We start from the raw sequence: 25,517 nt of genomic DNA, 5'->3' as shown, positions 1-25,517 counted from the left end.
CCGCACAGGCTGTTTGTGGAAAAGTTAATAAATAGCGCTGGGGAAAAATATTTAAACATTTATTCACCTTTTCGCTACTTATTGTTTGAAATCACGGGGCCGCACCGTATAATTTGTCCGCTTTTTGATGCTTGACTCTGAGCCTCAAAGAACGTTTTATACGACACGCGGCATACCTCGAAGGGAGCAGGAGTAAATACGTGATGTCTGTGTCGCTCTTGAGTCGAAACGTTGCTCGTAAGCTTCTGTTCATTCAGTTTCTGGCCGTGATAGCAAGTGGATTGCTGTTCAGCCTTAAAGACCCCTTCTGGGGCATCTCTGCGTTAAGTGGAGGTTTGGCGGTGGTTCTGCCAAACATGCTGTTTATGATTTTTGCCTGGCGTCATCAGGCGCATACACCTGCCAAAGGCCGCATGGCCTGGTCCTTCGCTCTGGGCGAAGTGTGTAAGGTGTTGCTGACCTTTGCCCTCCTGGTGGTGGCGCTGGCTGTTTTTAAAGTGGTATTTCTGCCGCTGATAGTGACGTGGGTTTTGGTGCTGGTGGTACAAATTCTGGCGCCAGCTGTAATCAATAACAAAGGGTAAAAGGCATCATGGCTTCAGAAAATATGACGCCGCAGGATTACATAGGTCACCATCTGAACAACCTTCAGATCGACCTGCGTACATTCTCGCTGGTGGATCCGCATAACCCCCCGGCCACCTTCTGGACGATTAATATCGACTCCATGTTCTTCTCGGTGGTACTGGGTCTGTTGTTCCTGGCCATTTTCCGTGGCGTAGCGAAACGCGCGACCAGCGGTGTTCCCGGGAAATTCCAGACTTTCATCGAAATGATCATTGGCTTCGTCCATGGCAGCGTCAAAGACATGTACCACGGTAAGAGCAAGGTTATTGCTCCGCTGGCACTGACCGTCTTTGTGTGGGTCTTCCTGATGAACCTGATGGACCTGCTGCCGATCGACCTGCTGCCGTTTATCGGCGAGCACATCTTCGGCCTGCCAGCCCTGCGTGTGGTTCCGTCTGCTGACGTGAACATCACCCTGTCTATGGCGCTGGGCGTGTTCATCCTGATTCTTTTCTACAGCATCAAAATGAAAGGTGTAGGCGGCTTCGTGAAAGAGCTTACCCTGCAGCCGTTCAACCACTGGGCGTTCATTCCAATCAACTTGATTCTGGAAGGCGTTAGCCTGCTGTCCAAACCGATCTCTCTCGGTCTGCGACTGTTCGGCAACATGTATGCGGGTGAGCTGATTTTCATTCTGATCGCGGGTCTTCTGCCGTGGTGGTCACAGTGGGTTCTGAATGTGCCATGGGCCATTTTCCACATCCTGATTATTACGCTGCAAGCCTTTATCTTCATGGTTCTGACGATCGTCTATCTGTCGATGGCGTCTGAAGAGCACTGATTTTTTTACCAACACTACTACGTTTTAACTGAAACAAACTGGAGACTGTCATGGAAAACCTGAATATGGATCTGCTGTACATGGCTGCCGCTGTGATGATGGGTCTGGCGGCGATCGGTGCTGCGATCGGTATCGGCATCCTCGGGGGTAAATTCCTGGAAGGCGCAGCGCGTCAGCCGGATCTGATTCCTCTGCTGCGTACTCAGTTCTTTATCGTTATGGGTCTGGTGGATGCTATCCCGATGATCGCTGTAGGTCTGGGTCTGTACGTGATGTTTGCTGTCGCGTAGTAAGCAGTATTAAACACCCTAAGCCACAGTTGTAAATTTAAAGAGGTATTGTGCTGTGAACATGAACGCAACAATCCTCGGCCAGGCCATCGCGTTTGTTATCTTTGTCTGGTTCTGCATGAAGTATGTATGGCCGCCTTTAATGGCTGCCATCGAAAAACGTCAGAAAGAAATTGCTGACGGTCTGGCTTCTGCAGAACGCGCTAAGAAAGATTTGGACCTTGCACAGGCCAACGCGACCGACCAGCTGAAAAAAGCGAAAGCGGAAGCCCAGGTAATCATCGAGCAGGCGAACAAACGTCGTTCTCAGATCCTGGACGAAGCAAAAGCTGAAGCAGAACAGGAACGCACTAAAATCGTGACGCAAGCGCAGGCTGAAATTGAAGCCGAGCGTAAACGTGCTCGCGAAGAACTGCGTAAGCAGGTTGCGATTCTGGCTGTTGCTGGCGCCGAGAAGATCATCGAACGTTCCGTGGATGAAGCTGCTAATAGCGACATCGTGGATAAACTTGTCGCTGAACTGTAAGGAGGGAGGGGCTGATGTCTGAATTTGTTACGGTAGCTCGCCCCTACGCCAAAGCAGCTTTTGACTTTGCTGTCGAACACCAAAATGTCGATCGCTGGCAGAACATGCTGGCGTTTGCCGCCGAGGTAACGAAAAACGAACAAATGGCAGAGATGCTTTCTGGGGCTATGGCACCAGAAACCCTCGCCGCGTCGTTCATCGCCGTCTGTGGTGAGCAGCTGGATGACAATGGCCAGAACCTGATTAAGGTCATGGCTGAAAACGGTCGTCTGCGTGTGCTCCCGGATGTTCTCGAGCAGTTTGTGCACTTACGTGCCCTCAGTGAAGCCACCGCCGAAGTTGAAGTCACCTCGGCGAACGAACTGAGTGAAGAACAGCTTGCGAAAATCACTGCCGCGATGGAAAAACGTCTGTCACGCAAAGTTAAGCTGAATTGCAAAATCGATAAGTCTGTAATGGCAGGCGTAATCATCCGTGCGGGTGATATGGTCATTGATGGTAGCGTACGCGGCCGTCTTGAGCGCCTTGCAGACGTCTTGCAGTCTTAAGGGGACTGGAGCATGCAACTGAATTCCACCGAAATCAGCGAACTGATCAAGCAGCGCATTGCTCAGTTCAATGTTGTGAGCGAAGCTCATAACGAAGGTACTATTGTTTCTGTAAGTGACGGTGTTATCCGCATTCACGGCCTGGCCGATTGTATGCAGGGTGAGATGATTTCCCTGCCGGGTAACCGTTACGCAATCGCACTGAACCTGGAGCGCGACTCCGTAGGTGCAGTTGTGATGGGTCCATACGCTGACCTCGCCGAAGGCATGAAGGTTAAGTGTACTGGCCGTATTCTGGAAGTGCCGGTTGGCCGTGGCATGCTGGGTCGCGTTGTAAACACCCTGGGTGCGCCAATCGACGGTAAAGGTCCGGTTGATAACGATGGCTTCTCGCCAATCGAAGTTATCGCTCCGGGCGTTATCGATCGTCAGTCTGTTGATCAGCCTGTTCAGACGGGTTACAAATCCGTTGATGCCATGATCCCAATCGGTCGTGGTCAGCGTGAACTGATCATCGGCGACCGTCAGACCGGTAAAACCGCGATGGCTATCGACGCCATCATCAACCAGCGCGATTCCGGCATCAAATGTGTGTACGTCGCTATCGGTCAGAAAGCTTCCACCATCTCTAACGTGGTGCGTAAGCTGGAAGAGCACGGTGCGCTGGCTAACACCATCGTTGTTGTTGCAACCGCGTCTGAATCCGCAGCACTGCAATACCTGGCACCATACGCCGGTTGCGCAATGGGCGAATACTTCCGTGACCGCGGTGAAGATGCGCTGATCGTATACGATGACCTGTCTAAACAGGCTGTTGCTTACCGTCAGGTTTCCCTGCTGCTCCGTCGTCCACCAGGACGTGAAGCATTCCCGGGCGACGTGTTTTACCTCCACTCCCGTCTGCTGGAGCGCGCATCCCGCGTTAACGCGGAATACGTTGAGAACTTCACTAAAGGTGAAGTGAAAGGTCAAACCGGCTCCCTGACCGCTCTGCCGATTATCGAAACCCAGGCGGGTGACGTTTCTGCGTTCGTTCCGACCAACGTAATTTCCATTACCGATGGTCAGATCTTCCTGGAAACCAACCTGTTTAACTCCGGTATTCGTCCGGCAGTTAACCCGGGTATCTCCGTATCCCGTGTAGGTGGTGCAGCTCAGACCAAGATCATCAAGAAACTGTCCGGTGGTATCCGTACCGCGCTGGCACAGTATCGTGAACTTGCAGCGTTCTCCCAGTTTGCATCTGACCTTGACGATGCAACCCGTAAACAGCTTGACCACGGTCAGAAAGTGACCGAACTGCTGAAACAGAAACAGTATGCCCCGATGTCAGTTGCACAGCAGGGCCTGGTACTGTTCGCAGCAGAACGTGGTTATCTGGCGGATGTAGAACTGGCGAAAATCGGTAGCTTCGAAGCCGCTCTGCTGGCTTTCGCTGACCGTGACCACGCTCCGCTGATGCAAGAGATCAACCAGTCCGGTGGCTATAACGACGAAATCGAAGGCAAGCTGAAAAGCCTGCTCGATTCCTTCAAAGCAACCCAGTCCTGGTAACGTCTGGCGGTCTGTCTTAGGGCAGACCGCAAGGCATTGAGGAGAAGCTCATGGCCGGCGCAAAAGAGATACGTAGTAAGATCGCAAGCGTCCAGAACACGCAGAAGATCACTAAAGCGATGGAGATGGTCGCCGCTTCCAAAATGCGTAAATCGCAGGATCGCATGGCGGCCAGCCGTCCTTATGCAGATACCATGCGCAAAGTGATTGGTCACCTTGCAAACGGGAATCTGGAATATAAGCACCCTTACCTGGAAGAACGCGACGTTAAGCGCGTGGGCTACCTGGTGGTGTCTACCGACCGTGGTTTGTGTGGTGGCTTGAACATCAACCTGTTCAAAAAACTGCTGGCGGATATGAAAGCATGGACCGAAAAAGGCGTTCAGAGCGATATCGCGATGATCGGCTCCAAAGGTGTGTCTTTCTTTAATTCCGTGGGTGGCAATATTGTCGCTCAGGTGACCGGTATGGGTGATAACCCGTCCCTGTCCGAACTGATCGGTCCGGTAAAAGTGATGCTGCAGGCCTACGATGAAGGCCGTCTGGACAGACTGTACATCGTAAATAACAAATTTATTAACACCATGTCTCAGGTTCCAACCCTCACGCAGCTGCTGCCTTTGCCGGCATCAGAAGATGACGAGTTGAAACAAAAAGCCTGGGATTACCTGTACGAACCGGATCCGAAACCGCTGCTGGATACCCTGCTGCGTCGTTACGTTGAATCACAGGTTTATCAGGGCGTGGTAGAAAACCTGGCCAGCGAGCAGGCCGCACGTATGGTGGCGATGAAAGCCGCTACCGACAATGGCGGCAGCCTGATTAAAGAGCTGCAGTTGGTTTACAACAAAGCTCGTCAGGCCAGCATTACTCAGGAACTCACCGAGATCGTCGGTGGTGCATCCGCGGTATAACCAGGTTAATTCGTAGAGGATTCAAGATGGCTACTGGAAAAATTGTCCAGGTAATCGGCGCCGTAGTTGACGTCGAATTCCCTCAGGATGCCGTACCGCGCGTGTACGATGCTCTTGAGGTTCAGAATGGTAACGAGAGCCTGGTGCTGGAAGTTCAGCAGCAGCTCGGCGGCGGTATCGTACGTACCATCGCCATGGGTTCTTCTGACGGTCTGCGTCGTGGTCTGGAAGTGAAAGACCTTGAGCACCCGATCGAAGTCCCGGTAGGTAAAGCTACACTGGGTCGTATCATGAACGTATTGGGTCAACCAATCGACATGAAAGGCGACATCGGTGAAGAAGAGCGTTGGGCTATCCACCGCGCAGCACCTTCCTACGAAGAGCTGTCCAGCTCTCAGGAACTGCTGGAAACCGGTATCAAAGTTATCGACCTGATGTGTCCGTTTGCGAAGGGCGGTAAAGTTGGTCTGTTCGGTGGTGCGGGTGTAGGTAAAACCGTAAACATGATGGAGCTGATCCGTAACATCGCGATCGAACACTCCGGTTACTCCGTGTTTGCGGGTGTAGGTGAGCGTACTCGTGAGGGTAACGACTTCTACCACGAAATGACCGACTCCAACGTTCTGGACAAAGTATCCCTGGTTTATGGCCAGATGAACGAGCCACCAGGAAACCGTCTGCGCGTTGCGCTGACCGGCCTGACCATGGCTGAGAAGTTCCGTGACGAAGGTCGTGACGTTCTGCTGTTCGTAGACAACATCTACCGTTACACCCTCGCCGGTACTGAAGTATCTGCACTGCTGGGTCGTATGCCATCAGCGGTAGGCTACCAGCCAACCCTGGCGGAAGAGATGGGTGTTCTGCAGGAACGTATCACCTCTACCAAAACCGGTTCTATCACCTCCGTTCAGGCGGTATACGTACCAGCGGATGACTTGACTGACCCATCCCCAGCCACCACCTTTGCGCACTTAGATGCAACCGTGGTACTGAGCCGTCAGATCGCGTCTCTGGGTATCTACCCGGCCGTTGACCCGCTGGACTCCACCAGCCGTCAATTGGATCCACTGGTTGTTGGCCAGGAACACTACGACACCGCGCGTGGCGTACAGTCCCTGCTGCAGCGTTACCAGGAACTGAAAGACATCATCGCCATCCTCGGTATGGATGAACTGTCTGAAGAAGACAAACTGGTGGTAGCACGTGCGCGTAAGATCCAGCGCTTCCTGTCCCAGCCGTTCTTCGTAGCAGAAGTATTCACCGGTTCTCCGGGTAAATACGTTCCGCTGAAAGATACCATCCGTGGCTTTAAAGGCATCATGGAAGGCGAATACGATCACCTGCCGGAGCAGGCGTTCTACATGGTTGGTTCCATCGACGAAGCCGTGGAAAAAGCCAAAAAACTTTAACGCCTTAATCGGAGGGTGATATGGCAATGACTTACCACCTGGACGTCGTCAGCGCAGAGCAACAAATGTTCTCTGGTCTGGTCGAGAAAATCCAGGTAACGGGCAGTGAAGGTGAACTGGGTATTTTCCCGGGTCACGCACCGCTGCTCACCGCCATTAAGCCTGGTATGATCCGCATCGTTAAACAGTTCGGTCATGAAGAGTTTATCTATCTGTCCGGCGGCATTCTTGAAGTGCAGCCTGGTAGCGTGACCGTTCTGGCTGATACCGCTATTCGTGGCCAGGATCTCGACGAAGCGCGAGCTCTGGAATCGAAACGTAAAGCGGAAGAGCACATTAAGAGCTCTCATGGTGACGTGGATTACGCACAGGCATCAGCGGAGCTGGCCAAAGCGATCGCGAAACTGCGTGTTATCGAGTTGACCAAAAAAGCGATGTAACACCGGCTTGAAAAGTGAAAAGCCAGTCTGGTATCCAGGCTGGCTTTTTTTATGGTTTCGTTTCGGTAAAAATGAAACTGAAATGTCGTTTTATTATTTTGTGATTTACATCACAAAAATGTTGATCGGTTAAAAAATGAGGCGTAGACTCCTTTTTTGTGAAGTGTGTCACAAAATAAACCTCAATAAATCAGGATACCATCATGAAACTGATCAACAAAATCATCGCTCTCTTCAGCAACATGAACGTCTCTTTCGGTACGTTCAACCACTAATCTGCTGAATGCCGAGTGGCGCTGCGCTTACCGTTGTGTGATAAGCGATGCGCCATCTGGCAGCGCCTCACCCACGCTGTTCACGCTTTTTCCTTTTTCAATAAAATAGTTCGTCTCATCGATATTACCCACCACTGCATCGTCATACTGCCCCGGCTGTGTGCGCACTGACTTGTTACCTTTGAATACTCCCTGTGTTGACGCATCGCCGTAAGGACTGGGGCGGAAGATAAAGTTGAATCGGTGGTTATCAACGGCCAGGTTATTCTCCACCACTAACTGGCCCGGGTTGAAGTTATCGGTAAATCCATCCAGATGATTCCCTTCCGCTTTACTGTTACGAATCTCGTGTGCCACCGGCTGCCCTTCCCCGCCGAGCTTAAAGCCATTGCTGGTGTTATTGCGGGCAATTGAATTCTCGATCACCACAACGCCATTAGCCCCGTCTTCGATTTTATTAAACAGGTCAAAGCCGTCGTCGATATTGTCGTGGGAATAGCAGTTTTCCAGGCGGTTCCCCTCTCCGACCCGCATTTTCACGGCAAAGCCATCAGCATTGATTTTGCCCGGATCTTCATTGGCAAAAGATTCCGCGTTGACGACCCGGTTATAGCTGGCCCAAAGCGGACGGCCAATCTTTTCCGGGGAAGAGATTTGAATGCCGGTGTCGTCGTTACGGTATGCCGTGACCCCTTCAATCAGGTTGTAGCTACCCTGTATGCGCAGGCTTTTAGCGGTAACATCAATCCCTTTGATATGCCAGTAGCTGGCGTCCAGCAGCAGCCCGTGCAGAACGGCTTTACCCTCCGCCTCGAGCGTCTTCACCTGCTCAGCGCTGCCGCTGGCGGAGAGTGGAATTTCACTACGGGGGTAGTCACCCGCGGCAAGCGTAATCTTGCCGCCAGGGGCGAGCAGGCTTATGGCGGTGGCGAAATCCATTGGCGAGGCAAGCGTCCCTTTCCCGTCAGCTTTGCCCTCCGGTGCGACATAGAGATGTGAAGCCTTGATGCCGGTGACCTTCTCAACGGAGAAGCGCTGCTCTACGGCTTCGCCGCGGGTGGGGGTGAAGGTGAGGCTGAATAGGTTACTCTCTTTTAGAGTCGCTGGCGCGGAGTACATCTCTCCGGCTTTAACCGGTTTTTCGTTACCGATCACCACTTCGTTCTGGCGCAGGGTAAAAGCACCGTCATAGTTGGCTCGGGCCTGCACCTGATAGTGCTCTTGTGCGCTTTTGCTGGCCGAATGGATCTGCACGACTACCGGTTGCGCTTTGGCCTGCCAGGGCTTACTGGCGACGCTATGCGCAGCGGAAGTGGTCAGCGAGGCATTGGATACGGTAATTTTGGCATTACGCGAGGCAAAAAAGCCGACGTAATAGTGGTCCTGATTCTGTACCGAGATCAGGTCTGCGCGCGGAACACTTTTACTCACCCATTCGTCGCTACCGACAGGTGACCAGGCGGTGATAAAGCCGTCGTTAGTACGTTGTAGCTTCAGGCGAAACTCTGGCGTCTGGTTGAGATCGACCTCCTCTTTATAGCTCTGTTTCACAATGGCCGCACCGGCATTTCCCCAGGGCTGCGAGATCCCCTCGCGGGTGATTGCCTGAAGCTTTATCCGATGATGATCTTTTTTATCCTGCGTCATAATGGCATTCATGACCAGGTTCGAGGCGGCCGGAAATTCTTCATAGCCCTCTTTCAGCGGTTGCTGGCGGGGCACACCAATAACATCACGCACCAGCAGGCCAGCACCCTCCTGCGCGGCGGGTTTTGCGCCATTCTCCGGCCCAAACTGATCAACTCTCACCGTTGCCTGCAGAGTAAAGTTTTCGCTGCTGGGAAGCTCAGTGTAGAAAAAGGTGAGTCCATCATGGGAATTGGCAATTTTGCCGCCCCGGCTCTCAATCACAACGGGTTTAGACAGATCAGCAGCATCCTCCGGCTCGAGAATTTTACCATCGATAGTGACATCATTAACGCCCACCTTTTCCGGCAAAACATTCGAGGAGAAATTGACGTCTGTGGACTGGCCGAACGCAATTGCTCGCCAGACCTGCGGCTGCTCCGCCGCGTTAACAGCACAGGCGCTGCAGATCATTAAGGCCAGAGGTAATTTATAATTCATTTTTATTCTCCTGAGTGATAATTGAGCGCCATTATCATCAGGATGAAACACCGTTTCTTTTTTCTTTGTCACATTATTGGATAATTAAAACGATGTTTTGTTTTTGACCGATCTTTATTTTTGCGGCGAAAAAATAGCTAACCTGTTGTGTGAACAAGAGAGTTCCAGCAATGACGCTATTTTCCGGACGAAAAGTGATTTACTCTGCCCTGAAAAGTATCTTCAAATAGCCCGTATTGACTGATGTTGTGCGTTTTACCGCCGCTCCATTTTTTGGCGCAAAATATGTAGAATTTTCAACGTCAAAGGGTTTTACTTCTCACTCAAATTACAGTCAGGACGTGTATGTTGAACAATGCGATGAGCGTGGTCATCCTTGCCGCTGGTAAAGGCACCCGCATGTATTCCGATCTTCCGAAGGTGCTGCATACCCTTGCAGGGAAAGCGATGGTGCAGCATGTCATTGATGCCGCTAACGAAATGGGTGCCGACCAGGTTCATCTTGTTTACGGTCACGGCGCCGATATGCTGAAACAGACCCTCAGTGACGACAAACTGAACTGGGTGCTGCAGGCTGAGCAACTGGGAACCGGCCATGCGATGCAGCAGGCTGCGCCGTTCTTTGCTGACGACGAAGATATTCTGATGCTTTACGGCGACGTGCCGCTGATTTCCGTTGAGACGCTTACCCGCCTGCGTGATGCTAAACCGCAGGGCGGCATTGGCCTCCTTACCGTTAAGCTTGATGATCCAACCGGCTACGGCCGCATCACCCGCGAAAACGGCACTGTCACCGGTATTGTTGAACATAAAGATGCCACAGAAGCGCAGCGTAAAATTCAGGAAATCAATACCGGTATCCTGATTGCCAACGGCGCGGATATGAAGCGCTGGCTATCGAAGCTGAACAATAATAACGCCCAGGGTGAGTTCTACATCACCGATATCATTGCGCTGGCGCATCAGGAAGGCCGCGAAATCGCCGCCGTCCACCCGGATCGCTTAAGTGAAGTGGAGGGCGTGAACAACCGCCTGCAACTCTCCCGCCTGGAACGCGTTTATCAGGCTGAGCAGGCTGAAAAGCTGCTGCTCGCAGGCGTTATGCTGCGCGACCCTTCGCGTTTCGATCTGCGCGGTGAACTGAACCACGGGCGCGACGTTGAAATTGATACTAACGTTATTCTGGAAGGGAAGGTCACTCTCGGCCATCGCGTTAAAATTGGCGCAGGCTGCGTGATCAAAAACAGCGTGATCGGCGACGACTGTGAAATCAGCCCGTACAGCGTGGTGGAAGATGCCAACCTGGCCGCTGCCTGCACCATCGGGCCGTTTGCACGTCTGCGCCCTGGTGCGGAGCTGCTGGAAGGCGCCCACGTGGGTAACTTCGTTGAAATGAAAAAGGCGCGCCTGGGCAAAGGCTCCAAGGCGGGCCATTTGACCTATCTGGGCGATGCGGAAATTGGCGATAACGTCAATATCGGCGCGGGTACCATCACCTGTAACTATGATGGCGCCAATAAATTCAAAACCATCATCGGCGACGATGTATTTGTAGGCTCGGATTCACAGCTGGTCGCGCCGGTGACCATTGGCAAAGGCGTGACCATTGCCGCCGGTACCACGGTAACCCGCGATGTAGCGGATGACGAACTGGTATTAAGCCGCGTGCCACAGGTGCACAAAAAGGGCTGGAAACGCCCGGTGAAGAAAAAGTAATTACTCCGCATTTTAACCCTCTCTCCTCAGGGGAGAGGGATGATTCGATGCGGTGTGTCGGGTGAGGAGATAAATATATATCCCCCCCAATAGCAGTACCTATAACAATAACCCCACTCTCTACAAGGCTCGGGGCGCCCGTAAAACGGGCAACAACAGGTCAGCGACAACGCATGGCATAACGCCATAATCAGGAAATTTAACTATGTGTGGAATTGTTGGCGCAGTCGCGCAGCGTGATATTGCTGAAATCCTTCTCGAAGGATTACGTCGTCTGGAATACCGTGGTTACGACTCTGCCGGTCTGGCAGTGGTCGATGCAGAAGGTCACATGACCCGTCTGCGCCGCCTCGGTAAAGTACAAATGCTGGCACAGGCCGCGGAAGAACATCCGCTGCATGGCGGCACAGGTATTGCTCACACCCGTTGGGCGACCCACGGCGAGCCCTCTGAAGGCAATGCGCACCCGCATGTCTCTGAACATATCGTGGTGGTGCATAACGGCATCATAGAAAACCACGAACCGCTGCGTGAAGAGCTGAAAGCGCGCGGTTATACCTTCGTCTCTGAAACTGACACCGAAGTCATTGCCCACCTGGTACATTGGGAACTGGCACAGGGCGGTACGCTGCGTGAAGCGGTACTGCGCGCTATTCCTCAACTGCGTGGCGCTTACGGCACGGTGATCATGGATTCCCGCGATCCGTCCACGCTGCTGGCGGCTCGCTCCGGCAGCCCGATGGTTATCGGCCTGGGCATGGGTGAAAACTTCATTGCTTCCGACCAGCTGGCCCTGTTGCCGGTGACCCGTCGCTTTATCTTCCTCGAAGAGGGTGACATCGCGGAAGTGACACGCCGTAGTGTGACCGTATTCGACACCAAAGGCGTACAGGTTAAACGCGCTGAGATCGAATCTAACCTGCAGTATGACGCGGGCGACAAGGGCGCGTATCGTCACTACATGCAGAAAGAGATCTACGAGCAGCCAAACGCCATCAAAAACACTTTGACCGGGCGTATCAGCCACGGTGAAGTGGATCTGAGCGAACTGGGGGCCAATGCCAATGAGATGCTGGCGAAAGTTGAGCATATCCAGATCGTGGCCTGCGGGACCTCTTACAACTCCGGTATGGTTTCTCGCTACTGGTTCGAATCGCTGGCCGGTGTGCCTTGTGATGTGGAGATCGCTTCCGAATTCCGCTATCGCAAATCGGCCGTACGCAAAAACAGCCTGATGATCACCCTGTCTCAGTCCGGTGAGACCGCCGATACACTCGCGGCGCTGCGCCTGTCGAAAGAGCTGGGCTATCTCGGTTCGCTGGCAATCTGCAACGTTCCGGGCTCGTCCCTGGTGCGTGAATCCGATCTGGCGCTGATGACCAAAGCGGGCACCGAAATCGGCGTGGCCTCTACCAAGGCCTTTACCACCCAACTGACCGTTCTGCTGATGCTAGTGGCGAAACTGGCGCGTCTGAAAGGCCAGGATGCTTCTGTTGAGCACGACATCGTTCACGGTCTGCAGGCGTTGCCGAGCCGTATCGAGCAGATGCTGTCGCAGGATAAGCGTATCGAAGCGCTGGCTGAAGATTTCTCCGACAAACATCACGCACTGTTCCTGGGGCGTGGCGATCAGTATCCCATTGCGCTGGAAGGTGCATTGAAGCTGAAAGAGATCTCCTACATCCATGCAGAAGCCTACGCAGCAGGCGAGCTGAAACACGGTCCGCTGGCGCTGATTGATGCTGATATGCCGGTTATCGTTGTCGCACCTAACAATGAACTGCTGGAAAAACTGAAGTCCAACATCGAAGAAGTGCGCGCCCGTGGTGGCCAGCTGTATGTCTTCGCCGATCAGGATGCCGGTTTTGTGAGTAACGACAACATGCACATCATTGAGATGCCGCATGTGGAAGAGGTCATTGCACCTATCTTCTACACCGTGCCGCTGCAGCTTCTGTCTTATCACGTCGCGCTGATTAAAGGCACCGACGTTGACCAGCCACGTAACCTGGCGAAGTCGGTTACTGTCGAGTAATACCTCCAGGCTCCACCTTTGGGTGGAGCTTTTCTCCCCGTTTTTTTCTTCTTGTGATGATGACAACCTGTCATCTTCAGCTATTTTTTGAGTGTCATAGAAAGAAAATTTTTCTGCAATCTTACTGTCAAAAAACCCATCAAATTACTGATAATAAAGAGTTATCTGTTTTAGATTAAAGTGAAATTTTCACTGTAATAAAACTGTCATAATTCGGACATTTATCTGTCACCTGTTTGTCCTATTTTGCTCCTCGTAGCCACTAAACAACGATTTACCAAAATCTTGCAGGAGACATTATGAAAGTTATGCGTACCACTGTCGCAACTGTTGTCGCCGCGACCTTATCGATGAGCGCGTTCTCTGTGTTCGCAGAGGCAAGCCTGACTGGTGCTGGTGCAACCTTCCCTGCGCCGGTGTATGCCAAATGGGCTGATACTTACCAGAAAGAGACTGGTAATAAGGTGAACTACCAGGGTATCGGCTCCTCCGGTGGCGTTAAACAAATTACCGCGAATACCGTTGATTTCGGCGCATCAGACGCTCCGCTGTCTGATGAGAAACTGAACCAGGAAGGTCTGTTCCAGTTCCCGACCGTTATCGGCGGTGTTGTGCTGGCCGTGAATATCCCGGGCCTGAAGTCTGGCGAGCTGGTGCTGGATGGTAAAACGCTGGGTGATATCTACCTCGGCAAAATCAAAAAATGGGATGACGAAGCCATCACTAAACTGAACCCGGGCGTGAAACTGCCTTCGCAGAACATCGCTGTGGTTCGTCGTGCTGACGGTTCCGGTACCTCCTTCGTCTTCACCAGCTACCTGGCGAAAGTGAACGAAGAGTGGAAATCCAAAGTAGGTTCTGGCTCTACCGTGAACTGGCCGACCGGTCTGGGCGGTAAAGGTAACGACGGTATCGCCGCGTTCGTACAGCGTCTGCCAGGCTCAATCGGCTACGTAGAGTACGCGTACGCGAAGCAGAACAACCTGGCTTACACCAAGCTGGTTTCTGCTGACGGCAAACCGGTGAGCCCGACCGAAGAGACCTTTGCTAACGCAGCAAAAGGCGCTGACTGGAGCAAATCCTTCGCACAGGATCTGACAAACCAGAAAGGTGACGAAGCCTGGCCAATCACCTCCACGACCTTCATTCTGGTTCATAAAGATCAGAAGAAACCTGAACAAGGCACAGAAGTGCTGAAGTTCTTCGACTGGGCATACAAAAACGGCGGCAAACAGGCTAATGACCTTGATTACGCCAGCCTGCCGGACAGCGTAGTTGAGCAGATTCGTGCTGCATGGAAAACTAACGTGAAAGATAGCAGCGGTAAAGCGCTGTACTAACAGGATATTTTTGACGAAGATGGCGGGGGCGCAAGCGCCCGCCATCTTTCGTGAAACGACGTTAACAGAAGAGTAATTTATGGCTGCAACCAAGCCTGCTTTTAATCCTCCGGGAAAAAAAGGCGACATGATCTTCAGCGCGCTAGTAAAACTGGCTGCGCTGATTGTGCTATTGCTGCTGGGCGGCATTATCGTGTCTCTGATTTTCTCCTCCTGGCCGAGTATTCAGAAATTCGGTTTCTCCTTCCTGTGGACCAAAGAGTGGGATGCGCCAAACGAAGTCTTTGGTGCGCTGGTACCCATTTACGGTACCCTGGTGACCTCGCTCATTGCCCTGCTGATTGCAGTTCCGGTGAGTTTTGGTATCGCCCTGTTCCTGACGGAGCTGGCACCTGGCTGGCTGCGACGTCCGCTTGGTATCGCCATTGAACTGCTGGCGGCCATTCCGAGTATCGTATACGGCATGTGGGGCCTGTTTATCTTTGCGCCGCTGTTCGCCACATACTTCCAGGAGCCGGTAGGGAATGTGCTCTCTGCCATTCCGTTTGTAGGCGCGCTGTTCTCAGGCCCGGCGTTCGGTATCGGTATTTTGGCTGCAGGCGTGATCCTCGCCATCATGATTATTCCGTACATTGCGGCGGTTATGCGCGATGTCTTCGAACAAACCCCGGTGATGATGAAAGAGTCGGCCTACGGGATCGGCTGTACCACCTGGGAAGTTATCTGGCGCATCGTTCTTCCGTTCACCAAAAATGGGGTGATCGGGGGCATCATGTTGGGCCTGGGGCGTGCGCTGGGCGAAACCATGGCGGTGACCTTTATCATTGGTAACACCTACCAGCTCGATAGCGTCTCACTTTATATGCCGGGTAACAGCATTACTTCTGCGCTGGCGAACGAATTCGCCGAAGCGGAATCGGGGCTGCACGTTGCGGCGCTGATGGAACTGGGTCTGATTCTGTTTGTTATCACCTTCATTGTTCTGGCGATTTCTAAGCTGATGATTATGCGTCTCGCTAAAAATGAGGGGGCACGCTAATGGCGACTCTCGAAATGCAAAACACCGCTGAGCTGGCGGAATCCCGCCGCAAAATGCAGGCCAGACGCCGCACGAAGAACCGCATTGCGCTGACGCTCTCCATGGGGACGATGGCATTCGGTCTGTTCTGGCTGGTCTGGATTCTTTTCTCCACCGTGGTACGCGGTATCGATGGAATGTCGCTGGCGCTGTTCACCGAGATGACCCCGCCACCAAACACGGCGGGCGGTGGGCTGGCAAACGCCCTGGCGGGCAGTGGCCTGCTGATCCTCTGGGCGACGGTCTTTGGTACGCCGCTGGGCATCATGGCGGGGATTTATCTGGCGGAGTACGGCCGTAAATCCTGGCTGGCTGAAGTCATTCGCTTCATCAATGACATCCTGCTGTCTGCGCCCTCTATCGTCGTCGGTCTGTTTGTTTATACCGTAGTGGTGGCACAGATGGAGCACTTCTCCGGCTGGGCTGGCGTGATTGCGCTGGCGCTGCTGCAGGTGCCTATCGTCATTCGAACCACCGAGAACATGTTGAAACTGGTGCCGGACAGCCTGCGTGAAGCGGCTTACGCGCTGGGAACGCCAAAGTGGAAAATGATCTCCGCGATTACGTTGAAAGCGTCTGTCTCCGGGATCATGACCGGTATCCTGCTGGCCGTTGCCCGTATCGCCGGTGAAACCGCCCCGCTGCTGTTTACGTCTCTCTCCAACCAGTTCTGGAGCACGGACATGATGCAGCCGATCGCCAACCTGCCGGTGACGATCTTTAAATTTGCGATGAGCCCATTCGTAGAATGGCAGCAGCTGGCCTGGGCCGGGGTGCTGATCATCACGCTTTGCGTACTGTTGCTGAACATTCTGGCGCGCGTCATTTTCGCGAAGAAGAAACACGGTTAATTTTTTACGGCGCGGCACACCGCGGCGCCGAATAAGGAAAAGAGTCAATGAGTATGGTTGATACTGCCCCGGGTAAGATTCAGGTTCGTGATTTGAACTTCTACTACGGCAAATTCCATGCACTGAAGAATATCAACCTGGATATCGCCAAGAACCAGGTTACGGCATTCATCGGTCCGTCTGGCTGTGGGAAATCCACGTTGCTGCGTACCTTTAACAAGATGTATTCGCTCTACCCAGAGCAGCGCGCTGAAGGCGAAATCATCCTGGACGGCGAAAACATCCTGACGCATGCCCAGGATATCGCCCTGCTGCGCGCAAAAGTGGGCATGGTATTCCAGAAGCCGACCCCGTTCCCGATGTCGATTTATGACAACATCGCCTTTGGCGTGCGCCTGTTTGAGAAACTCTCCCGTGCCGATATGGACGAGCGTGTTCAGTGGGCCTTGACCAAGGCCGCATTGTGGAACGAAACCAAAGATAAGTTGCACCAGAGCGGGTACTCTCTCTCCGGTGGTCAGCAGCAGCGTCTGTGCATCGCCCGCGGTATCGCTATTCGCCCGGACGTATTGCTGCTGGACGAGCCGTGCTCGGCGCTGGACCCTATTTCAACCGGGCGTATTGAAGAGCTGATCACCGAGCTGAAGCAGGATTACACCGTGGTGATCGTGACCCACAACATGCAGCAGGCTGCGCGTTGTTCCGACCATACGGCGTTTATGTACCTGGGCGAGTTGATTGAGTTCAGCGATACGGACGCGCTGTTCACCCGCCCCGCGAAGAAACAAACTGAAGATTATATTACTGGCCGCTACGGTTGATTTGGAGTGAACCATGGACAACCTCAATCTTAATAAACATATTTCCGGCCAGTTCAACGCAGAGCTGGAAAGCATCCGCACCCAGGTGATGACCATGGGCGGTATGGTGGAACAGCAGCTGACCGATGCCATCACGGCGATGCACAACCAGGACAGCGAGCTGGCGAAGCGCGTTATTGCTGGCGATCAGAACGTCAACATGATGGAAGTGGCCATCGACGAGGCCTGCGTGCGCATTATTGCCAAGCGTCAGCCAACGGCGAGCGACCTGCGTCTGGTGATGGCGATCATCAAAACTATTGCCGAGCTGGAACGTATTGGCGACGTGGCGGATAAAATCTGCCGCACCGCGCTGGAGAAGTTCTCCCAGCAGCATCAGCCGCTGCTGGTGAGCCTGGAGTCGCTGGGCCGCCACACCGTGCAGATGCTGCACGACGTGCTGGACGCCTTTGCACGTATGGATCTGGACGAAGCAGTACGTATCTACCGCGAAGATAAGAAAGTCGACCAGGAGTATGAGGGCATTGTGCGTCAGCTGATGACCTACATGATGGAAGACTCCCGCACCATTCCCAGCGTTCTGACCGCGCTGTTCTGTGCTCGCTCTATTGAGCGTATCGGCGACCGTTGTCAGAACATCTGTGAATACATCTTCTACTTCGTGAAGGGGCAGGACTTCCGTCACGTAGGCGGAGATGAGCTGGATAAGATGCTGGCGGGTAAAGATCCGAAAGAGTAATATTATTAACGCCAGCAAAGCTGGCGTTATATTTTTATAGAATCCATTCCCCATATAAATAACACCTGATCTATTTTTTGCCGGTGCGCGAATTAATTAGGCGTTAGTCACATTTTACCCTCCCCTGAATTGTTTTTATTTTTGCTCTGGAATAAAAAAGAGCGGCGCAGTTGTGTCATCAGACGCTATTTTTAGTTAATACCTTAAACATTGATAACTGGATTGTTACCGTCAACGTACGGGCAAAACCTGAAAGAGGTCCTCTCTGCATAGAGGTGCCTTTTTCAGGTTTTTTTTATTTCCCGGCGGCGGTTAAAGGATGAACAAATGGAATTAGCCGAAAAAATTGTCACAGGCGTAGGGGGCAAAGAAAATATTCTGAGCTTGCTTCATTGTGCAACCCGCCTGCGTTTCAGATTAAAAGAGAGAGATAAAGCTACGCCTGAGATCTTAAAAAATACGCCGGGTATCATCATGGTCGTTGAAAGCGCCGGTCAGTTTCAGGTCGTGATTGGCAATCATGTCCATGATGTTTATAACGCTATCAATGCCCTTATCGGGGAGAAAGCACCCGCCAGTATGGACACGGCGACGGGCAACCTTATTAATCGTTTTATTTATACGGTATCCAGTATTTTTACCCCGTTAATAGGCGTGATGGCGGCAACCGGCATACTGAAAGGGGCCCTGGCAGCCGGGGTGGTCTTTGATGTGTTAACAGAGCAGAGCGGGACTTATCGCATTCTGTTCAGCGCCAGCGATGCCCTGTTCTACTTTTTCCCGGTTATTCTGGGCTATACGGCCGGTAAACAATTTGGCGGTAATCCTTTTGTCTCGATGGCCATTGGTGGCGCATTAATACATCCCACCATCATTCAGTCTCTGGGAAGTGCGGCGGCTACGCCACATGAATTTATGGGTTTACCCGTTACGTTTATCAATTATAGCGCTTCCGTCATCCCCATAATCTTCTCAGCCTGGTTTTGTGGCGTCGTAGAGAAACGCCTTAATAAGTGGCTCCCTTCATCAATGAAAAATTTCGTCACGCCGCTTCTTTGTCTGATGGTGACGACCCCTCTGGCCTTTCTGGTTATTGGGCCACTCGCCACCTGGATAAGTAACGGCATTGCACAGGGTTATTTGGCGCTCTACGGCTTTGCTCCGGGGGTTGCTGGCATCGTTATGGGCGGATTATGGCAAGTGTTTGTCATGTTTGGCCTGCACTGGGGGCTGGTGCCGTTATGCATTAATAACTTCACGGTGCTGGGATATGACTCGCTCCTGCCTTTGCTGGTGCCAGCCATTCTTGCGCAGGTTGGCGCTGCGCTGGCCATGTTCTGCTTTGAACGCGACCCGCAAAAGAGAGTGGTTGCCGGATCGGCTGCAATCACCGGGCTCTTTGGTATCACCGAACCGGCCGTTTATGGCGTTAATTTACCGCGCAAATATCCCTTTTATATCGCCTGTGTCAGTGGCGCCTGCGGAGGGCTGTTGGTCGGGCTCGCGCAAACCAAAGCCTGGTCTTTTGGGATGCCAGGCATCTTCACCTTTATGCAAATTCTTCCCCCCGGCGGGGTGGATTATAGCGTCTGGGCTTGTTTGTTGGGTTCAGCCCTCGCTCTCGCCGCGGCTTTTATTGCCTCTTTGCTCTTTTGCTATTTCGCGGATAAGGCATCCGCCGTCGCTTAATTCATTTGAAAAAGGAATTCATTATGTTCAGGAGAAATATCATAGCCTCTGCGCTTGTCATGATACTGCCGGGTTTGAGCTGGGCGGGCTCATTGACGGTCGAACAACGCCTGGAGATGCTTGAAAAAGCGTTAAAGGAGACGCAGGCCGAATTACAGCATTACAAAAATCAGGCCGTCCCCGTTCAGGTCGCCGATAAACCGGCGAAAAAGCCGGCCACCGTGCTGGTGAAAAATGAGAGCAAAGATGTATCTGCTATCACCATGAAGGATTTCAGTAAGTTTGTTAAAGATGAGATTGGCTTTAGCTATAACGGCTATTTCCGTTCCGGCTGGGGCAGTGCGTCTCACGGCTCGCCCAAATCCTGGGCCATTGGCTCTCTCGGGCGACTGGGTAATGAATATACCGGCTGGTTTGATTTACAGCTGAAACAGCGTGTCTGGTATGAGGGCAACAAACGTGTCGATGCGATCGTTATGCTGGATGGCAACGTCAGTCAGCAGTACTCCACCGGCTGGTTTGGTGACAATGCGGGTGGCGAAAACTATTTACAGTTCTCCGACATGTACGTCACCACGCAGGGTTTCCTGCCATTTGCGCCGGAAGCCGACTTCTGGGTGGGTAAACATGGCGCACCGAAAATCGAAATCCAGATGCTGGACTGGAAAACACAGCGTACGGATGCTGCCGCAGGGGTGGGGCTGGAAAACTGGAAAGTGGGCCCCGGCAAGGTGGATATTGCGCTGGTGCGTGAAGATGTGGATGACTACGACCGCGATCTGAATAACAAACAGCAAATCAATACCAATACCGTCGACCTTCGCTATAAAGAGCTCCCTCTGTGGGAAGACGCCACGCTGATGCTCAGCGGGCGCTATGTGGCGGGTAATCAGAGCGCCAGCGAGAAAAGTAATCAGGATAATAATGGCTATTACCGCTGGAAAGACACCTGGATGGTGGGCAGTACCCTCACGCAGAAACTCTCTGACGGCGGCTTTAATGAGTTTTCGCTGCTGGTTGCGAATAACTCCATAGCCAGCAGTTTTTCACGTTATGCGGGCTCCAGCCCGTTCACCACGAATAATGGCCGTTACTATGGTGACCATACTAACGGGACAGCTGTCCGTCTGGCCTCACAGGGAGAGATGTATCTCGGCGATAAGGTGATTGTCGCCAATGCGCTGGTCTACTCCTTCGGCAACGATGTCTACAGCTATGAAACGGGTGCCCACAGCGATTTTGATTCGATACGTGCCGTTGTCCGTCCGGCCTGGATCTGGGATAACTTCAACCAGACCGGCGTAGAGCTCGGTTACTTCAGACAGAAAAATACCGATCTGAACGGCAAGAACTATTACGAGTCGGGTTATAAAACCACGCTGTTCCACACCTTTAAAGTCAACACCAGCATGTTGACCTCCCGTCCCGAAATCCGTTTTTACGGCACCTACATTAAAGCGGATGAGACCGATTTAGATTACTTCACTTTCGAAGACCAAAAACAGGACCAGTTTGCGCTCGGTGCGCAGGCTGAAATCTGGTGGTAACAGGCTACTTAACAAGGATGAGACTGATGAACAAAATGAAGACCGCTTTATCCATCATTACGCTTTCAGTTTGCTTCGCTCAGCAACTTTATGCGATGCCGCTACCTGCGATGCCGGATCCCGCGCAGCCCGTGAACCGGTTTGTTACGCAGGTGAATGCGGATAATTCCATTACCTTTCGCTATTTTGCACCACAGGCAAAAAGCGTCTCTGTGGTGGTGGGCATACCTACGCCAGAGAGCATCCACCCCATGACCAAAGACAGTACCGGTTTATGGAGCTGGCGCGGGCCGGTGATGGAGCCCAATTTGTATGAGTATTTTTTCAACGTTGACGGCGTGCGCAGTATCGATACCGGCACGGCGATGACCAAGCCGCAGCGCCAGGTTAACACCAGCATGGTGCTGGTGCCTGGTAGCATGCTGGATACCAATCCGGTACCGCATGGTGATCTGATAACGCTGACCTACCACTCGGATGCGTTGAAATCAGAACGGCAGCTCTTTGTCTGGACGCCGCCAGGCTATAGCGGTCAGGGTGACCCGCTACCGGTGCTCTATTTTTATCACGGGTTTGGCGATACGGTGCGTTCCGCGGTCGACCAGGGGCGTATCGCGCAGATCATGGACAATTTGTTAGCGAAAGGAGCAATTAAACCGATGCTGGTGGTGGTACCGGATACGGAAACGGACGCAGAGGGCATCGTTCCTGAAACCTTTGTGCCCGCTGAACGGCGGAAAGTGTTCTACCCCCTGAATGCTAAAGCCGCTGACCAGGAGCTGATGACCGACATCATTCCATTAATCAGCAAGCGCTTTCATGTACGAAACGATGCCGAAGGGCGCGCGCTCGCCGGGCTCTCCCAGGGAGGATACCAGGCGCTCGTCTCTGCCCTTAACCACCCCGACAGTTTCGGCTGGCTTGCATCTTTTAGTGGCGTGACCACCACCACGGTGCCTGATGCAGGCGTTAGCGCACGCCTGGATGACCCGACCTCGATTAATCAACAGCTACATAATTTTACCCTGGCGGTGGGCAGCAAGGATGACGTGACCGGGAAGGATATCGCCGGGCTGAAGGCCGAGCTGGAAAAGCGGAATATCCGTTTTGAATACCATGAGTATCCGGGGCTTAACCATGAAATGGATGTCTGGCGCCCGGCCTATGCGCAATTCGTGCAGACAGTATTCAAATAACTTTTGGATCAGGATGATCACATGAAACTTATATTGACCGACGATTACGAACAGATGAGCCATGCAGCCGCGCAACATCTCCTGAGCTATATGACCAGACCGGGCCGGGTGAATCTGGCCATCACCGCCGGGAAGACCCCGAAACGCATGTATGAGCTGTTAATCCCGATGATGAAGAGCAAGCAGGGGATAAATAGCCATTTTTACAACTTCGACGAGATCCCTTTTCGCGGCAAAACAGGCGATGGCGTGACAATCACCAATCTGCGTCGTCTCTTTTTTACCCCGGCGCAGATAGAGGAATCCCGCATCCACCCGCTGACGGTTGAAAACTATCAGCAGCACGACGCCACTCTGGCCGCAGAGGGGGGGCTTGATCTGGTGGTGATGGGGCTGGGGGCTGACGGCCATTTTTGCGGGAACCTCCCCGGAACGACCCACTTCCATGAGATGACCACCAAAGTGGCGATTGAAGGGGAGATGGTCGCGATGGTGGCTCATGGCGAACTGGGGGGTGATTTTTCGCTGGTACCGGATTGTTATGTCACGATGGGGCCAAAAAGCATTATGGCTGCGAGAAATCTACTGCTTATCGTCAATGGCGCAGCGAAGGCGCAGGCGTTAAAAGGGGCGCTGGAAGGGCCAGTGAGCGAGCGCCTGCCTGCATCGGTGTTGCAGCTTCACGCCTCGCTGACGGTTATTGCAGATAATGCCGCCGCCGCGGCGCTCTCGTCCAACGCCTGAGCAACGCTAAAGCTCCGCCGCGGCCTGCGGCGGAGCTGATCTTAACGGGTGATATGCCAGCCGCGCGCTTTCCACAGGCCGGGCAATTCTGCCAGATCGGTAAAGGTGGTCACCTTAGGATGGTGGATCGGCTTGTTATGCGGGTCGGCACAGAAGTAAAACACCTCCATCCCCGCATCAATCCCTGATTGCGCGCCCGCGGAGGAGTCATCCACCAGAATGCAGTTTTCCACGTTCACATTCATCGCTTTTGCCGCGTGAAACATCAGGGCCGGATCGGGCTTCCAGCGCTGAATATCGTAACCGCTGAACAGTTTTTCCGGGAAGTGGTGCAGCATCTCTAGCTTACCGAGTGAATGCTGCATTTTGCTGACCGGGCCGTTAGAAACCACGCACATTGGCACGGTCATCGCCTCCAGCAAGGCGTTTGCGCCTGCGATCACCTCAAGTTCCGCATCGAAAAGGCGTGCGACCTCGGCGCGGTAAACCGGTTCGAGATCGGCTTTCGCCAGATCAACGCCGTGCTCAGTATTAATAATGTCGATAATTTCGTAGAGCTTAACGCCTTTAAAGCGTTTAAAAATCTCGTCGAGATCGAGCGTAATGCCAAACTCCTGGAACATGGCGACATACGCACGGGCGCAAATGACCTCACTGTCGACCAGCGTACCGTCGCAGTCGAAAAATACCGCTTCAATCTGAGACATGCCTTTCCCTTTTTAACAGGTTTAACGTTTACGTACTGATTGTTTGTGGCACGCAATCGTTGCCGTATAAGCAAAATCAATGAAAAAAAGTACGCCACAAACACCCCTATTGTCGCATTTTGGTATAGGATAGCGACGGATTTTCCCTCCCTGTTCGGAAATAGATGATGAGTCAACAACATACTACCCAGGCATCTGGCAAGGGTCTGCTTGAGCGCGTGTTTAAACTGCGCGAGCACGGTACAACGGCGCGCACCGAAGTGATCGCGGGTTTTACCACCTTCCTGACAATGGTCTATATCGTTTTTGTTAACCCGCAAATTCTGGGCGTGGCTGGCATGGATACCAGCGCCGTCTTCGTTACCACCTGTCTGATCGCCGCGTTCGGCAGCATTTTAATGGGGCTGTTCGCCAACCTGCCGGTTGCGCTGGCTCCGGCGATGGGTCTGAACGCATTCTTCGCCTTCGTCGTGGTTCAGGCCATGGGCTTGCCATGGCAGGTCGGTATGGGTGCGATTTTCTGGGGCGCAGTCGGTCTGTTGCTGCTGACCATTTTCCGCGTACGTTACTGGATGATTGCCAATATCCCGGTGAGCCTGCGCGTGGGCATCACCAGCGGTATCGGTCTGTTTATCGGGATGATGGGGCTGAAAAATGCTGGCGTGATCGTGGCGAACCCGGAAACCCTGGTCAGTATCGGTAACCTGACCTCCCACAGCGTGCTGCTGGGCATCCTGGGCTTCTTTATCATCGCTATTCTGGCGTCCCGTAACATTCATGCTGCGGTACTGGTTTCGATCATCGTAACCACGCTGCTGGGCTGGATGCTGGGCGACGTGCACTACAGCGGCATCATCTCTGCGCCGCCGAGCGTCAGCACCGTGGTCGGTCACGTGGATCTGGCCGGCTCCCTGAATCTGGGTCTGGCAGGCGTGATCTTCTCCTTTATGCTGGTGAACCTGTTCGACTCCTCCGGTACCCTGATTGGCGTGACCGATAAAGCGGGCCTGGCAGATGAGAAAGGCAAATTCCCGCGCATGAAGCAGGCACTGTTCGTGGATAGCGTCTCCTCGGTAACCGGCTCTTTTATCGGTACCTCTTCTGTTACCGCTTACATTGAGTCCTCTTCAGGCGTGTCTGTGGGCGGTCGTACTGGCCTGACAGCGGTTGTTGTGGGTCTGCTGTTCCTGCTGGTTATCTTCCTTTCGCCGCTGGCGGGGATGGTTCCGCCGTATGCGGCCGCAGGTGCGCTGATTTACGTGGGCGTACTGATGACCTCCAGCCTGTCGCGCGTGAAGTGGGACGACCTTACCGAAGCAGTACCGGCGTTTATTACCGCGGTAATGATGCCGTTCAGCTTCTCGATTACCGAAGGTATCGCGCTGGGCTTTATCTCTTACTGTGTGATGAAGGCGGGCACCGGACGTTTCCGTGAAATTAGCCCGTGTGTGATCGTGGTAGCGCTGCTGTTCGTGCTGAAGATTGTCTTTATCGATGCAAAATAAACAGCAAGCTCGTTTCTAAACGGGCTTGCTGGTTTGTGTCCTCTCCCGGCGGGAGAGG

22 protein-coding genes and 1 pseudogene are annotated in these 25,517 nt (G+C 53.1%); 21 read left to right on the top strand and 2 right to left on the bottom strand.

Annotated features, from left to right (window positions below; translation table 11 throughout):
* Window positions 1-203: 203 nt before the first annotated feature.
* The 9 genes from atpI to WFN75_RS18995 are packed head-to-tail and all read left to right on the top strand — an operon-like array spanning window position 204 to window position 7,089.
* On the top strand, window positions 204-584 hold the full coding sequence (gene atpI, locus WFN75_RS19035; RefSeq protein WP_040077701.1) for a F0F1 ATP synthase subunit I: 381 nt from the start codon (window positions 204-206) through the stop codon (window positions 582-584).
* 8 nt (window positions 585-592) lie between these two features.
* Window positions 593-1,408 carry a F0F1 ATP synthase subunit A gene (atpB, locus tag WFN75_RS19030; protein ID WP_040077702.1) on the top strand — a complete coding sequence of 272 codons (816 nt, stop codon included), beginning with the start codon at window positions 593-595 and terminating at the stop codon, window positions 1,406-1,408.
* A 50-nt stretch (window positions 1,409-1,458) separates the two neighbouring features.
* Window positions 1,459-1,698 (top strand): F0F1 ATP synthase subunit C, encoded by a 240-nt coding sequence (gene atpE / locus WFN75_RS19025; protein ID WP_000429386.1) that lies wholly within the window; start codon window positions 1,459-1,461, stop codon window positions 1,696-1,698.
* A gap of 55 nt (window positions 1,699-1,753) precedes the next feature.
* Window positions 1,754-2,224 (top strand): F0F1 ATP synthase subunit B, encoded by a 471-nt coding sequence (gene atpF, locus WFN75_RS19020; RefSeq protein ID WP_040077703.1) that lies wholly within the window; start codon window positions 1,754-1,756, stop codon window positions 2,222-2,224.
* A 14-nt stretch (window positions 2,225-2,238) separates the two neighbouring features.
* The gene (gene atpH / locus WFN75_RS19015; protein ID WP_040077704.1) at window positions 2,239-2,772 is read left to right on the top strand and encodes a F0F1 ATP synthase subunit delta; all 534 of its coding nucleotides are present in this window, start codon (window positions 2,239-2,241) and stop codon (window positions 2,770-2,772) included.
* A gap of 12 nt (window positions 2,773-2,784) precedes the next feature.
* Window positions 2,785-4,326: a F0F1 ATP synthase subunit alpha gene (gene atpA, locus WFN75_RS19010; RefSeq protein WP_040077705.1), complete on the top strand. Its 1,542-nt coding sequence runs from the start codon at window positions 2,785-2,787 to the stop codon at window positions 4,324-4,326.
* Between the two features lie 50 nt (window positions 4,327-4,376).
* Window positions 4,377-5,240 carry a F0F1 ATP synthase subunit gamma gene (gene atpG, locus WFN75_RS19005; RefSeq protein ID WP_040077706.1) on the top strand — a complete coding sequence of 288 codons (864 nt, stop codon included), beginning with the start codon at window positions 4,377-4,379 and terminating at the stop codon, window positions 5,238-5,240.
* A gap of 26 nt (window positions 5,241-5,266) precedes the next feature.
* Window positions 5,267-6,649: a F0F1 ATP synthase subunit beta gene (gene atpD / locus WFN75_RS19000; RefSeq protein WP_040077707.1), complete on the top strand. Its 1,383-nt coding sequence runs from the start codon at window positions 5,267-5,269 to the stop codon at window positions 6,647-6,649.
* Window positions 6,650-6,669: 20 nt separating this feature from the next.
* On the top strand, window positions 6,670-7,089 hold the full coding sequence (locus tag WFN75_RS18995; protein WP_040077708.1) for a F0F1 ATP synthase subunit epsilon: 420 nt from the start codon (window positions 6,670-6,672) through the stop codon (window positions 7,087-7,089).
* Window positions 7,090-7,391: 302 nt separating this feature from the next.
* Here WFN75_RS18995 and WFN75_RS18990 read toward each other — a convergent pair whose 3' ends face one another.
* The gene (locus tag WFN75_RS18990) at window positions 7,392-9,491 is read right to left on the bottom strand and encodes a right-handed parallel beta-helix repeat-containing protein (RefSeq protein ID WP_336996671.1); all 2,100 of its coding nucleotides are present in this window, start codon (window positions 9,489-9,491) and stop codon (window positions 7,392-7,394) included.
* Between the two features lie 345 nt (window positions 9,492-9,836).
* Here WFN75_RS18990 and glmU point away from each other — a divergent pair, with 345 nt between their 5' ends.
* From glmU to WFN75_RS18935, 11 genes and pseudogenes are all read left to right on the top strand, one after another.
* The gene (gene glmU, locus WFN75_RS18985; protein ID WP_046886363.1) at window positions 9,837-11,207 is read left to right on the top strand and encodes a bifunctional UDP-N-acetylglucosamine diphosphorylase/glucosamine-1-phosphate N-acetyltransferase GlmU; all 1,371 of its coding nucleotides are present in this window, start codon (window positions 9,837-9,839) and stop codon (window positions 11,205-11,207) included.
* 205 nt (window positions 11,208-11,412) lie between these two features.
* Window positions 11,413-13,242 (top strand): glutamine--fructose-6-phosphate transaminase (isomerizing), encoded by a 1,830-nt coding sequence (glmS, locus tag WFN75_RS18980; RefSeq protein ID WP_286776536.1) that lies wholly within the window; start codon window positions 11,413-11,415, stop codon window positions 13,240-13,242.
* A 299-nt stretch (window positions 13,243-13,541) separates the two neighbouring features.
* A complete protein-coding gene (pstS, locus tag WFN75_RS18975; protein ID WP_040077712.1) occupies window positions 13,542-14,582 on the top strand; it encodes a phosphate ABC transporter substrate-binding protein PstS in 1,041 nt (346 codons plus the stop codon).
* A 79-nt stretch (window positions 14,583-14,661) separates the two neighbouring features.
* Entirely contained in the window at window positions 14,662-15,621 is a 960-nt protein-coding gene (gene pstC, locus WFN75_RS18970; protein ID WP_040077714.1) for a phosphate ABC transporter permease PstC, read from the top strand.
* On the top strand, window positions 15,621-16,511 hold the full coding sequence (gene pstA / locus WFN75_RS18965; protein WP_040077715.1) for a phosphate ABC transporter permease PstA: 891 nt from the start codon (window positions 15,621-15,623) through the stop codon (window positions 16,509-16,511). Before pstC ends, pstA begins: the two co-directional genes overlap by 1 nt.
* A 47-nt stretch (window positions 16,512-16,558) precedes the next feature.
* Window positions 16,559-17,332, top strand: a complete 774-nt coding sequence (gene pstB / locus WFN75_RS18960; RefSeq protein WP_040077716.1) for a phosphate ABC transporter ATP-binding protein PstB — start codon at window positions 16,559-16,561, stop codon at window positions 17,330-17,332.
* Window positions 17,333-17,345: 13 nt separating this feature from the next.
* Window positions 17,346-18,071 (top strand): phosphate signaling complex protein PhoU, encoded by a 726-nt coding sequence (gene phoU, locus WFN75_RS18955; RefSeq protein ID WP_040077717.1) that lies wholly within the window; start codon window positions 17,346-17,348, stop codon window positions 18,069-18,071.
* 327 nt (window positions 18,072-18,398) lie between these two features.
* Window positions 18,399-19,742: pseudogene (locus tag WFN75_RS18950) on the top strand (PTS transporter subunit EIIC); the annotation flags it as partial.
* A 41-nt stretch (window positions 19,743-19,783) separates the two neighbouring features.
* Entirely contained in the window at window positions 19,784-21,307 is a 1,524-nt protein-coding gene (locus tag WFN75_RS18945; RefSeq protein WP_336996670.1) for a carbohydrate porin, read from the top strand.
* A 26-nt stretch (window positions 21,308-21,333) separates the two neighbouring features.
* Window positions 21,334-22,503 (top strand): alpha/beta hydrolase, encoded by a 1,170-nt coding sequence (locus WFN75_RS18940; protein WP_040077720.1) that lies wholly within the window; start codon window positions 21,334-21,336, stop codon window positions 22,501-22,503.
* A gap of 21 nt (window positions 22,504-22,524) precedes the next feature.
* A complete protein-coding gene (locus WFN75_RS18935; RefSeq protein WP_336996669.1) occupies window positions 22,525-23,247 on the top strand; it encodes a glucosamine-6-phosphate deaminase in 723 nt (240 codons plus the stop codon).
* A gap of 41 nt (window positions 23,248-23,288) precedes the next feature.
* Here WFN75_RS18935 and yieH read toward each other — a convergent pair whose 3' ends face one another.
* Window positions 23,289-23,954 (bottom strand): 6-phosphogluconate phosphatase, encoded by a 666-nt coding sequence (yieH, locus tag WFN75_RS18930; protein WP_046886358.1) that lies wholly within the window; start codon window positions 23,952-23,954, stop codon window positions 23,289-23,291.
* Between the two features lie 167 nt (window positions 23,955-24,121).
* Here yieH and adeP point away from each other — a divergent pair, with 167 nt between their 5' ends.
* Complete coding sequence (adeP, locus tag WFN75_RS18925; protein ID WP_154298909.1) at window positions 24,122-25,459, top strand: adenine permease AdeP; 1,338 nt, start codon at window positions 24,122-24,124, stop codon at window positions 25,457-25,459.
* Window positions 25,460-25,517 lie beyond the last annotated feature (58 nt).

Source organism: Leclercia sp. UBA7405, from assembly GCF_037152215.1.
In the GTDB taxonomy this organism is placed as follows: Bacteria; Pseudomonadota; Gammaproteobacteria; order Enterobacterales; family Enterobacteriaceae; genus Enterobacter; species Enterobacter pneumoniae.
This window is presented reverse-complemented; position numbering and strand designations above follow the sequence as displayed.

What these genes read in the sequence shown, in the direction of transcription:
- atpB (WP_040077702.1), top strand. Translation starts at nt 593, where the DNA reads ATGGCTTCAGAAAATATGACGCCGCAGGATTACATAGGTCACCATCTG.
- glmU (WP_046886363.1), top strand. Translation starts at nt 9,837, where the DNA reads ATGTTGAACAATGCGATGAGCGTGGTCATCCTTGCCGCTGGTAAAGGC.
- atpD (WP_040077707.1), top strand. Translation starts at nt 5,267, where the DNA reads ATGGCTACTGGAAAAATTGTCCAGGTAATCGGCGCCGTAGTTGACGTC.
- pstB (WP_040077716.1), top strand. Translation starts at nt 16,559, where the DNA reads ATGAGTATGGTTGATACTGCCCCGGGTAAGATTCAGGTTCGTGATTTG.
- yieH (WP_046886358.1), bottom strand. Translation starts at nt 23,954, where the DNA reads ATGTCTCAGATTGAAGCGGTATTTTTCGACTGCGACGGTACGCTGGTC.
- glmS (WP_286776536.1), top strand. Translation starts at nt 11,413, where the DNA reads ATGTGTGGAATTGTTGGCGCAGTCGCGCAGCGTGATATTGCTGAAATC.
- adeP (WP_154298909.1), top strand. Translation starts at nt 24,122, where the DNA reads ATGAGTCAACAACATACTACCCAGGCATCTGGCAAGGGTCTGCTTGAG.
- WFN75_RS18940 (WP_040077720.1), top strand. Translation starts at nt 21,334, where the DNA reads ATGAACAAAATGAAGACCGCTTTATCCATCATTACGCTTTCAGTTTGC.
- WFN75_RS18945 (WP_336996670.1), top strand. Translation starts at nt 19,784, where the DNA reads ATGTTCAGGAGAAATATCATAGCCTCTGCGCTTGTCATGATACTGCCG.
- atpI (WP_040077701.1), top strand. Translation starts at nt 204, where the DNA reads ATGTCTGTGTCGCTCTTGAGTCGAAACGTTGCTCGTAAGCTTCTGTTC.
- atpG (WP_040077706.1), top strand. Translation starts at nt 4,377, where the DNA reads ATGGCCGGCGCAAAAGAGATACGTAGTAAGATCGCAAGCGTCCAGAAC.
- atpH (WP_040077704.1), top strand. Translation starts at nt 2,239, where the DNA reads ATGTCTGAATTTGTTACGGTAGCTCGCCCCTACGCCAAAGCAGCTTTT.
- pstA (WP_040077715.1), top strand. Translation starts at nt 15,621, where the DNA reads ATGGCGACTCTCGAAATGCAAAACACCGCTGAGCTGGCGGAATCCCGC.
- atpE (WP_000429386.1), top strand. Translation starts at nt 1,459, where the DNA reads ATGGAAAACCTGAATATGGATCTGCTGTACATGGCTGCCGCTGTGATG.
- pstS (WP_040077712.1), top strand. Translation starts at nt 13,542, where the DNA reads ATGAAAGTTATGCGTACCACTGTCGCAACTGTTGTCGCCGCGACCTTA.
- atpA (WP_040077705.1), top strand. Translation starts at nt 2,785, where the DNA reads ATGCAACTGAATTCCACCGAAATCAGCGAACTGATCAAGCAGCGCATT.
- pstC (WP_040077714.1), top strand. Translation starts at nt 14,662, where the DNA reads ATGGCTGCAACCAAGCCTGCTTTTAATCCTCCGGGAAAAAAAGGCGAC.
- WFN75_RS18995 (WP_040077708.1), top strand. Translation starts at nt 6,670, where the DNA reads ATGGCAATGACTTACCACCTGGACGTCGTCAGCGCAGAGCAACAAATG.
- WFN75_RS18935 (WP_336996669.1), top strand. Translation starts at nt 22,525, where the DNA reads ATGAAACTTATATTGACCGACGATTACGAACAGATGAGCCATGCAGCC.
- WFN75_RS18990 (WP_336996671.1), bottom strand. Translation starts at nt 9,491, where the DNA reads ATGAATTATAAATTACCTCTGGCCTTAATGATCTGCAGCGCCTGTGCT.
- phoU (WP_040077717.1), top strand. Translation starts at nt 17,346, where the DNA reads ATGGACAACCTCAATCTTAATAAACATATTTCCGGCCAGTTCAACGCA.